Annotated in this window: 1 protein-coding gene; it reads left to right on the top strand. The window is 51.5% G+C overall.

What is annotated here, in order from left to right; all coding sequences use genetic code 11:
- Window positions 1-340 (top strand): RHS repeat-associated core domain-containing protein (locus tag AC4IFO_RS23145; protein WP_490737873.1); only part of this gene is annotated, 340 nt, incomplete at both ends.

The following is a 340-nucleotide window of genomic DNA, read 5'->3' as shown; positions in this document are numbered from 1 at the left end:
ATGGCACACCCGCTTACGATTCACAAGTACAGTGGTTGTATGAACCTGGTGCAATCACCCCGACAGCCCGTTATCAACAGGGCAAGTTGCACTATGTGGTAACCGACCACCAAGGCACGCCGCGAGAGATTTTCACCGAAGCGGGAAAGGCGAGCTGGGCAGGACGGCTGAATACGTGGGGACAGATGCAGTTTTGGCAATCCCGCGATGGCCTTGCCGACAATGACCCAAATTACACGGAATGCCACTTTCGTTTTGCGGGGCAATATGAAGACCGAGAAAGTGGCTTGTATTATAACCGTTTTCGGTATTATGATAGCGAGAACGGGCAGTATATTTC

This window comes from Providencia sp. UF-224 (assembly GCF_058245955.1).
Note: the sequence above shows the minus strand (reverse complement) of the source record. Positions and strands in the feature narration are given on the sequence as shown.